This is a genomic window from Trinickia sp. (genome assembly GCF_036503415.1).
In the GTDB taxonomy this organism is placed as follows: domain Bacteria; phylum Pseudomonadota; class Gammaproteobacteria; order Burkholderiales; family Burkholderiaceae; genus Trinickia.
The window spans coordinates 25,501-34,052 of sequence record NZ_DASXWY010000152.1; the positions used below are offsets into that span (position 1 = coordinate 25,501).

Below are 8,552 nucleotides of genomic sequence, written 5' to 3' on the forward strand. Positions count from 1 at the left end.
TCGGTGGCGCCGTTACGCGAGCGCGTCCGTAGGGAGCAGAGCTTCGATGATTTCGGTCGTGCGCTGCGTCTGGCGTTTGATCGCGTAGTCGAACGCGGCAGCCTGTTCGTGGAGCATTTCGGAGAGGATGCTGGTCTGATCCGCCGGCGGCAGCGTCAGATAGGCGTCCGCGCTGCCGTAAGCGTATTCGATGCGCATTCCCGCTTTCTTCGCGATATGCATCATCGTCGTGTTGCGCGACAGACAGTACATATACAGCGTGGTGACGTGCGTGTTGCGGCAACGCATGGTCGCGCGCTCGAAAAGCCGTGTGCCGATACCTTTGCCGCGCGAGCGCTCGAGCACGGAAACGCCGAATTCGGCCGTACGTTTTTCGCCCTCGGCGGGAAGGTAGGCCAAGTGGCCCACGCCGACCACGTCGAGTGCGCTGTCGAACACGCCAAAGACGGTGTCCCGCTCGAAATCGATCGTGCGGACATAGTTTTCAACGACCTGATCGGATGCGGCCTGACCAAAGCGCAGGAGGCGATCGTCGGACTGCAGCGCCAGAAAGTGAGCGAGCAGGCGCTCGCGGTCGCCGGCCGTCAGTTCCCGGACGAGAACGAGTTCATGACCGTTGTCTTGCGAGCGCCAATCGTTGCGGTCCTGCGAGGCAGCGCGGAGGCGGGGCGTATTCATAGGCTTCTCCCAATATCTGGCAGGCGCATTGCTGCGCCGCAGTGCGAATTCTACTTGAAACGCATGTTTGACACTGGGGAAAACCCGTATTTCTGCCGAGGGGTGGCTCTAACGGGCGAAGATGTCTGCCTGCAACGTATTGATTTTAAAGAGTAAGCTAAGTTTGTTGCTTTTCGGGTACAACGCCGAGAGAGGGCCGCTCTCGGATCATTGAAATGCTGCGATGCAGCGTCGAGTGAAGTCAGGCGGCATCGCCAGGTGCCGCGAGACCGTGTTCCAGCATGTCCACGACTTGCGCGGCGAAGTCCTCATAGCGCAAACGGCCGCCGGGTTTGAGCCAGGTGAAGGTCCAATTGATCATGCCGAAGACCATCATCGTGACGGACGTCTGGTTTTCCTTCGTGACCCGTTCGGGGTAGGCGCGCGACAACTGGCGCGCGAAGGCGGCGACGACGTCGCGCTGCCGATCGAGGATCACTTCGCGCTGGGTGTCGACAAGATATTTCACGTCGTTGAGCAATGCGATATGGCGACTGTGCGAGGTTTCGTACTCGGCCAGAAAGGCCCGGATCAGTTCGGCGAAGGTCTGGCGCTCGGACAGCCCGCGACGCTGACTCGAGCCTTCGACCTCCGCGATGATGAGCATGAGCCGCAGCGTGTACCGGTCGAGGAGGTCGAACAGGATCGCTTCCTTGCTCTCGTAATAGTGATAGAGGCGGGCTTTCGACGTGCCGCTGGCGGCTGCAAGATCGGCCATCGACGTGCTGGGGTAACTCGTTTGCGCGAATTTGGCGGCTGCCAGTTCGAGGATCTGGTCGCGCTGGGCTTCGTGATCGGGTGCTCGGGTACGGGCCATGAACTCGTGACGATGAAGGTAGCAAGCTTGCGGCGTAAAACGCGAAACGCCGCGCGACGCGGCTTGTCGAGCTGCGTCGGTGCGCGGCGGGTCGCCCGCTCGGGCCGCTAGTTTAAGTCAAACGCCGCAACGCCCGGCTCAGCGTTCGTCGTAGCTCACTACAACCCGCTCGCTGACAGGGTGACACTGGCAAGTGAGTACGAAACCGTCGCGGATTTCCGGCTCTTCGAGCGTGTAGTTCTTATCCATCTTCACTTCGCCCTCGATCACCTTCGCCCGGCACGTGCAGCACACCCCGCCTTTGCAGGCGTAAGGCAGCGCGAGCCCCGCATGCAGGCCGACGTCGAGCAGGCTCGGCCCTTCGTAAGGCAGGCGGAGCTTGCGACGTTTGCCGTCGAGCACGATTTCGAGGTCGGCGGCGCGCGTTTGCTCCGTGATCTCGACCGCGGGCGCCCCAGCCTGCGGCAGCGGCGTACCGAACCGTTCGACATGGATGCGGGCTGGCTCGACACCGGCGGCCGCGAGCGCCCGCTCGGCCGCATCCATCATCGGAGCGGGCCCGCAAATGAACGCTTCGTCGATGGCGGACGCAGGTATCAGCTCGTCGAGAAATGCCTTGCACTTTGCTTCGTCGAGCACGCCATTGAATAGTTCGACCTCCTGAATGTCGTCCGACAGCACGTGATAAAGCGCGAAACGGCTCATGTACCGGTTCTTGAGATCCTCGAGCAACTCGGCGAACATGATCGAGTCGACATCGCGGTTGCCATAGATGAGCGTGAACCTGCTGCGCGGTTCCATCTCGAGCGTCGTCTTGACGATCGCGAGCACGGGCGTGATGCCCGAGCCGCCCGCGAACGCGACGTATTGCTTGCCGTGCTCCGCGTTCAAATGCGTGAAGAAACGTCCATCGGGCGTCATTACATCGATCGTATGGCCCGGTTGCAGCGTCTCGAATGCGAAATTCGAGAACCGCCCGCCCCGCACGCGTTTGACGCCGATGCGCAGTTCGCCGTCGCGCTCGTAGTCGGTGACGCCGACGCAGATCGAATAGGAACGCCGCATCTCGACGCCATCGACATGAGCTTTGAGCGTAACGAACTGGCCTTGCGTGAACCGGTAGGCATCGCGCAGTTCGGGCGGCACCTCGAAGGAAACGGAGACCGCATCGGCGGTTTCGGGCCGCACCTCGCGGATGCGCAGCGAATGAAATTGCGGAGTCGCCATGTTCAGTAAGGTTTGAAGTAGTCGAATGGTTCGCGGCAATCGAGGCAACGATAGAGCGCCTTGCATGCTGTCGAGCTGAATTGCGCGAGCCGTTGCGTTTGGGCGGAGCCGCAGCGCGGGCACGGCGGGGCTTCGTTCGCGCGCGGCGCGAAGCGGATGACGCGCTCGGCACCGGATCCCTGGGCCGGATCCACCGCCGCGGACCCGGTGGGCGGCGCGATGCCGTATTCGCGCAGTTTTTCGCGCGCTGCCTCCGTGATCCAGTCCGTCGTCCATGCCGGCGCCAGAACCGTTTCGATGCGATAGGGCGCAAGGCCTTCGGCATCGAGCGCGCGGCCAATGTCCTCGGCGATCTGCGACATGGCCGGGCACCCCGAATAGGTCGGCGTGATGACGACTTCGAGCGTGCCGTCGGCCGCTCGTCTCACCTCTCGCAAGATGCCGAGATCGCGGATCGATACGACCGGAATCTCGGGATCCGGCACCGCTTCGAGCGCAAGGCATGCCCGCGCGAGCAGGTCGCCCGGCGGGTTCGCACGAGAGCCGGCCCGGTAGCCGGCGTGATCGGAAGTGTTGGATGCGTGGCGCATATCGGTTCGACCCAGTGCACGTACGTTGAGCGAGCGGCTCGCTTACCAGCTCGCGCCGGGATGGTGGCGCGCGAGAGACTGCATTTCGGCAAGCAGAAAGCCCATGTGCTCCGAGTGCTCGCCATGCTTGCCAGTACTGACATGTCCCTCGACGGGGGGCATGACGAGGGTCGCTTCGTCGAGCGTGCGCGTGACTTCGGCGCGCCATGCGTCTTCGAACGTCGTTGTGCGCACGCCGACTCCCGCGGCGGCCACCTGGTCTTCCAAGGCGTCGGCATCGAAGAATTCGCGCGTGTAAGGCATCAGATAATCGAGCGCCGCTTGCGCGCGCCGGTGCGATTCGTCGGTGCCGTCCCCGAAGCGCACGAGCCAGTCCTGAGCGTGATGCAGGTGATAGCGGGTTTCCTTGACCGATTTCGACGCGATGGCGGCCAGTTGGGCGTCGAGCGAGGCCTCGAGCGCGCGCCAGATGTACGCCATGAGCGCCGAATAAAGGAAATTGCGCACTATCGTGACGGCATAGTCGCGCGGCGCCTGCGCCGTTGCGCCGAGCGGGCCGGCATGCGGCAGTTCGAGCAGCGTGTAGTTGGCGAAAGCGCGTTCGTCGCGAAAATAGGCGTAATCGTCCTCGGTCTTCACTGCGCCCGTGAGGGTCAATTCGAGCGCTGCCGCATGCGAATAGAGCAGCCTCGCCTGCCCGATCAGATCGAGGCTCATATTGGCGAGCGCGATGTCCTCTTCGAGTACGGGGCCGTGGCCGCACCATTCGGCGTTTCGCTGTCCGAGGACGAGTGCGTTGTCTGCGAGGCGCAGGATATAGGCGAGATGTTCGGGCGTGATGGTCATGGCGCGATTACATGTGATTGACTTCGTCCGGCAGCGTATAGAACGTCGGATGTCGATAGATCTTGTCGCCGGCGGGATCGAACATCTCGCCTTTTTCATTCGGATCGGAGGCCGTGATCGCCGCGGCCGGCACGACCCAGATGCTCACGCCTTCCTGGCGGCGCGTATAGACATCACGCGCCATGCGCAATGCCATCGACGCATCCGCCGCATGCAGGCTGCCGCAGTGCTTGTGATCGAGCCCTTGCTTGCTGCGCACGAACACTTCCCAGATCGGCCATTCTTTGTTCATCGAAACACTCCTCGAATGCGTGATTTGCGGTTACGAGCCGACGCCTCGCGTGGCAAGGCGTCAGGCGGCGCGTTGCTGCGCGCGCTGGCGCTGTTTTTCCTCATGAGCGAGGGCCGCTTCGCGCACCCAGGCACCGGCGTCGTGCGCTTTGACGCGCGTAGCGAGCCGTTCCTTGTTGCACGGGCCGTCGCCATTGAGGACACGTTTGAATTCTTCCCAGTCGATCGCGCCGAAATCGTAATGACCGCGCGCTTCGTTCCATCGAAGGTCGGCGTCGGGCAACGTCACGCCGAGTACCTTCGCTTGTTCGACGATCGCATCGACGAACTTCTGGCGCAGATCGTCGTTCGAGATGCGCTTGATGCCCCACTGCGCCGACTGATTGCTGTGCACCGACTCCTTGTCGCTCGGGCCGAACATCATGAGCACGGGCCACCACCAGCGATCGACCGCTTGCTGCACCATGGCGCGCTGGGCATCCGTGCCTTTCATCATCGCCAGCAGCGCATCGAAGCCCTGACGCTGATGAAACGACTCTTCCTTGCAGATGCGGATCATCGCGCGTGCGTAGGGCCCATACGTGCAGCGGCATAGCGGAATCTGATTCATGATCGCGGCGCCGTCGACGAGCCAGCCGATTACTCCGACGTCTGCCCAGGTCGGCGTCGGGTAGTTGAAGATGCTCGAATATTTGGCACGGCCGGCATGCAGCGCGTCGATCAGCGCATCGCGCGACACGCCGAGCGTCTCGGCCGCGCTATACAAGTAGAGTCCGTGGCCGCCTTCGTCCTGGACCTTGGCGAGCAAAATCGCTTTGCGCTTCAGGCTCGGAGCTCGGCTGATCCAGTTGCCTTCGGGCAGCATGCCGACGATCTCGGAATGCGCGTGCTGCGAAATTTGCCGCACGAGCGTCTTGCGGTAGGCGTCGGGCATCCAGTCCTGCGGTTCGATCTTGCCGTCCGCGGCGATGACGGCATCGAAGCGGGCTTCGCCCGGCGTTCCCGAACCGGGTTCGGGGGGCGCGACGTTGCCCGGAATATCGAGGGATTGGGTGTACATGGGGGTTGAGCGCTCCTGCTCGATCGGTCTCGGTCATGGCGATTATAAGCCAACCGACCGGTCGGTCAATAAAATAACGCAAGCACCGCGAAGGAGGCGCGTGGCAGCGCGCCGGTACCCCGGTCCGGGCGGGGACGTGCGGTAAGCCATGCAACCCGCATGGATATCTCGTTGATGATGAGAATCGCTCGTATTATCCTTCTCATTATTAAACGTCGAAACCCTTTATTCCTTCATGAAAACCACACGCGCCTTCGCCGTCCCCGTTCTCTTCTTCGCCGCCGCGGCCCTGTACACATCGAGTGCGGTTGCCGCGGACGATTCGTACACCCTGACGTTGAAGGACCACAAATTCGCTCCGGATGGGCTGACCATTCCGGCCGGCAAGAAGGTAAAGGTCACGGTGAAGAACCTCGATGCGACGCCGGCCGAATTCGAAAGCGACGATTTCAAAGCCGAGAAGGTGATTCCCGCGGGCAAGCAGGTCGACATCCTGGTGGGGCCGCTGAAAGCCGGAACCTACGAGTTTCACGACGAGTACCACGAAGCCGAATCCAAGACCCGGCTGACCGTCAAGTAACAACCTCACTGCGCGCCGATCATGCTCTCCACCGCTCTCATCGTTTTTCGCGAGGTTCTCGAAGCCGCGCTGGTCGTCTCGATCGTCCTCGCGGCCACCAAAGGGGTGCCTCGTCGCGGCAGGTGGGTCGGCGGCGGTCTGGTTGGCGGCGTCGTGGGCGCGGGCCTCATTGCGGCCTTTGCCGACGTCATTTCGTCGTGGGCATCGGGCATGGGGCAGGAGGTGTTCAACGCGGGCGTGATGTTCGTCGCGGTCGTCATGCTCGCATGGCACAGCATCTGGATGGGCAAACACAGCCGGGAAATGACGCGGCAGCTTTCGGCGATCGGTAAAGCCGTCGCCGCCGGCAGCACGCCGCTGACCGGGCTTGCCATCGTCGTGGGCGTTGCGGTGCTGCGAGAGGGCTCGGAAGCAGTCCTCTTCCTGTATGGGATCGCCGCGGGGGAGCCTGGGCAGACGTCCCAGATGATCGTGGGTGGGCTGCTCGGCATTATCGGCGGCGTCGGCCTCGGTGCTGCAATGTACGCAGGATTGCTGCAGATTCCGCTGAAGCGCCTGTTCAGTGTCACCAACGGACTCATCGTTTTGCTTGCCGCCGGCATGGCGAGCCAGGGAATGGGTTTCCTTCTCGCTGCCGGTCTCGTGCCATCGTGGGGCGATACGGTCTGGGACACTTCCTGGCTGCTCCGGGAAACCAGTATCGTCGGCAAGATGCTTCATACGCTCATCGGCTATACGGCGCGCCCGGCGGGGATCCAGGTCGTGGCCTACGTGGCAACGCTCGTCACCATCGTTTTGCTCGCTCGCAAGGTCGCCAGCCCACAGCGCGCCGCGCGTCAGCCGGCGTAGGCAGCGTAGGCGCTGTCTCCTCCCATCCGGTATAGGGCGATGCCGCCCGTGAAATCCAATGCCTTGAATCCATGGGCCGCCGCCGGATAGCGGCGTCGTCGGAATGGTGCACAATCTGCACTTTTTCGACGGACTGATTTCATGCGTTACCGCTTTTCGAAGGTACTCGGCGGGCTGGGCTGTTCGGTGCTGCTGTGCTTGGCGGCAGTGCGTGCGCCTGCCGCGGAGCCTGGCCGAGGCCAGCCGCAATGGGTGGAGGCCTGGGCGACGGCGCTACAGTCGATCCCGGAGTTGCGCAACCCGCCGCCGCTTTATCGCGCCCCGGAGGTCGGCAACCGGACCGTTCGCGAGATCGTCTATCCGACCCTGTCGGGCGAGCGCGTCCGGCTGCGCCTGAGCAACGCTTACGGACGTGCGCCCTTGGTATTGACGGACGTGCGACTTGCGCGTTCGGCGGCAGGCGCGGCGACGAAGCCTCCCGCATCGGCACCGGTCACCTTCGGCGGACACGCATCGATCGAGCTGCTGCCGGGCCAGGAGATCGAGAGCGACGCCATTCCCTTCAAACTCGATGCCGGGCTCGCCTATGCGATCAGTGCCCATGCCGCGCCTGGACAGGTGTTGAGCGCCTGGCATCGCGTCGCGAATCAGGTGAACTATGTTTCCGCGCGGGGCGATCATGCCGGCGATCCCGGCGCCAGTGCTTATCCGGCGCGCTTTACGGAGCACGCGTGGGTGACGGGCATCAGCGTGGAGACGGCCGGGGCCTCGGCCGTTGCGGCGATCGGCGATTCCATCACGGACGGCATGCGTTCGAGCCTCGACCAGAACCGGCGCTGGCCTGACGCGTTCGCGCGCCGCCTTGCGCAGGCGGGCGAACGTTCGACAGCGGTGCTCAATCTCGGCATCAGCGGCAACCGTCTTCTGAGCGATTCGCCGTGCTACGGCGAGGCGCTCGAACGTCGCTTCGGGCGCGATGTGCTGGCGCGCCCCGGTGTGAAGGCGACGATCGTGATGATCGGGATCAACGACATCAATTTTGCATCGATGCCTCCGCGCAAGGGGCTCGATTGCGACGAGCCGCATACGCGGGTCGCGGCGCGCGATTTGATCGAGGGTTATCGCCGGTTGGTTGCCGCATCGCACGCGCGCGGCATCCGGATCTTCGGTGCGACGCTCACCCCCGCATCGCTGCCGGCAGAGCGCGAAAGCGTGCGCCAGGCGGTCAATGGCTGGATCCGCACCGGTGGGGGTTTCGATGGCGTGGTCGATTTCGATGCGGCATTGCGTGACGGCGCCCGCCCGGATCGGCTGCGCGCCGAGTACGACAGCGGCGACCACATCCATCCGAGCGATGCCGGGTACGCGGCGATGGCGCGTGCGGTCCCACTCGAGGCGGTCGTGGCGGCCGCGCGCGGGCGCTGAAAAATGTTTGGTTCACGGGCTTGTCATGCGAGTCTGCTTGGCCTACTATTCGCATCCTCTTTGAGAGGCGCAGGATTGCAGCGTGCCGCGGTCGACGGGTTTTAAGCGAAGCGAGAAAAAACCAGTTGACGATGTACGAGAAGGGCTGCA

At 63.4% G+C, this 8,552-nt stretch carries 10 protein-coding genes; 3 read left to right on the forward strand and 7 right to left on the reverse strand.

The annotated features are described in order from the left end of the window. Positions 1–12: 12 nt before the first annotated feature. The 7 genes from VGL01_RS18715 to paaA all read right to left on the reverse strand — a co-directional run bounded on the left by VGL01_RS18715 (position 13) and on the right by paaA (position 5,548). Positions 13–678, reverse strand: a complete 666-nt coding sequence (locus VGL01_RS18715; protein ID WP_331571943.1) for a GNAT family N-acetyltransferase — start codon at positions 676–678, stop codon at positions 13–15. A 241-nt stretch (positions 679–919) separates the two neighbouring features. Further along, positions 920–1,534 (reverse strand): TetR/AcrR family transcriptional regulator, encoded by a 615-nt coding sequence (locus VGL01_RS18720; RefSeq protein ID WP_331571945.1) that lies wholly within the window; start codon positions 1,532–1,534, stop codon positions 920–922. 138 nt (positions 1,535–1,672) lie between these two features. Continuing rightward, on the reverse strand, positions 1,673–2,761 hold the full coding sequence (paaE, locus tag VGL01_RS18725; protein WP_331571947.1) for a 1,2-phenylacetyl-CoA epoxidase subunit PaaE: 1,089 nt from the start codon (positions 2,759–2,761) through the stop codon (positions 1,673–1,675). Between the two features lie 2 nt (positions 2,762–2,763). After that, on the reverse strand, positions 2,764–3,351 hold the full coding sequence (gene paaD / locus VGL01_RS18730; protein ID WP_331571949.1) for a 1,2-phenylacetyl-CoA epoxidase subunit PaaD: 588 nt from the start codon (positions 3,349–3,351) through the stop codon (positions 2,764–2,766). A 42-nt stretch (positions 3,352–3,393) separates the two neighbouring features. Further along, entirely contained in the window at positions 3,394–4,197 is an 804-nt protein-coding gene (gene paaC / locus VGL01_RS18735) for a 1,2-phenylacetyl-CoA epoxidase subunit PaaC (protein ID WP_331571951.1), read from the reverse strand. A 7-nt stretch (positions 4,198–4,204) separates the two neighbouring features. Further along, positions 4,205–4,489: a 1,2-phenylacetyl-CoA epoxidase subunit PaaB gene (gene paaB / locus VGL01_RS18740; RefSeq protein WP_331571953.1), complete on the reverse strand. Its 285-nt coding sequence runs from the start codon at positions 4,487–4,489 to the stop codon at positions 4,205–4,207. Positions 4,490–4,549: 60 nt separating this feature from the next. After that, positions 4,550–5,548 carry a 1,2-phenylacetyl-CoA epoxidase subunit PaaA gene (gene paaA / locus VGL01_RS18745; protein ID WP_331571955.1) on the reverse strand — a complete coding sequence of 333 codons (999 nt, stop codon included), beginning with the start codon at positions 5,546–5,548 and terminating at the stop codon, positions 4,550–4,552. Between the two features lie 235 nt (positions 5,549–5,783). On the opposite strand from paaA, the gene VGL01_RS18750 reads away from it, so the two are divergent. The 3 genes from VGL01_RS18750 (at position 5,784) to VGL01_RS18760 (ending at position 8,402) form a co-directional block, all read left to right on the forward strand. Further along, on the forward strand, positions 5,784–6,128 hold the full coding sequence (locus tag VGL01_RS18750; protein ID WP_331571957.1) for a cupredoxin domain-containing protein: 345 nt from the start codon (positions 5,784–5,786) through the stop codon (positions 6,126–6,128). 21 nt (positions 6,129–6,149) lie between these two features. After that, entirely contained in the window at positions 6,150–6,977 is an 828-nt protein-coding gene (locus VGL01_RS18755) for an FTR1 family iron permease (RefSeq protein ID WP_331571959.1), read from the forward strand. A 141-nt stretch (positions 6,978–7,118) separates the two neighbouring features. Next, complete coding sequence (locus VGL01_RS18760) at positions 7,119–8,402, forward strand: SGNH/GDSL hydrolase family protein (RefSeq protein ID WP_331571961.1); 1,284 nt, start codon at positions 7,119–7,121, stop codon at positions 8,400–8,402. Positions 8,403–8,552: the final 150 nt, after the last annotated feature.

What these genes read in the sequence shown, in the direction of transcription:
- VGL01_RS18715 (WP_331571943.1), bottom strand. Translation starts at nt 678, where the DNA reads ATGAATACGCCCCGCCTCCGCGCTGCCTCGCAGGACCGCAACGATTGG.
- VGL01_RS18720 (WP_331571945.1), bottom strand. Translation starts at nt 1,534, where the DNA reads ATGGCCCGTACCCGAGCACCCGATCACGAAGCCCAGCGCGACCAGATC.
- paaE (WP_331571947.1), bottom strand. Translation starts at nt 2,761, where the DNA reads ATGGCGACTCCGCAATTTCATTCGCTGCGCATCCGCGAGGTGCGGCCC.
- paaD (WP_331571949.1), bottom strand. Translation starts at nt 3,351, where the DNA reads ATGCGCCACGCATCCAACACTTCCGATCACGCCGGCTACCGGGCCGGC.
- paaC (WP_331571951.1), bottom strand. Translation starts at nt 4,197, where the DNA reads ATGACCATCACGCCCGAACATCTCGCCTATATCCTGCGCCTCGCAGAC.
- paaB (WP_331571953.1), bottom strand. Translation starts at nt 4,489, where the DNA reads ATGAACAAAGAATGGCCGATCTGGGAAGTGTTCGTGCGCAGCAAGCAA.
- paaA (WP_331571955.1), bottom strand. Translation starts at nt 5,548, where the DNA reads ATGTACACCCAATCCCTCGATATTCCGGGCAACGTCGCGCCCCCCGAA.
- VGL01_RS18750 (WP_331571957.1), top strand. Translation starts at nt 5,784, where the DNA reads ATGAAAACCACACGCGCCTTCGCCGTCCCCGTTCTCTTCTTCGCCGCC.
- VGL01_RS18755 (WP_331571959.1), top strand. Translation starts at nt 6,150, where the DNA reads ATGCTCTCCACCGCTCTCATCGTTTTTCGCGAGGTTCTCGAAGCCGCG.
- VGL01_RS18760 (WP_331571961.1), top strand. Translation starts at nt 7,119, where the DNA reads ATGCGTTACCGCTTTTCGAAGGTACTCGGCGGGCTGGGCTGTTCGGTG.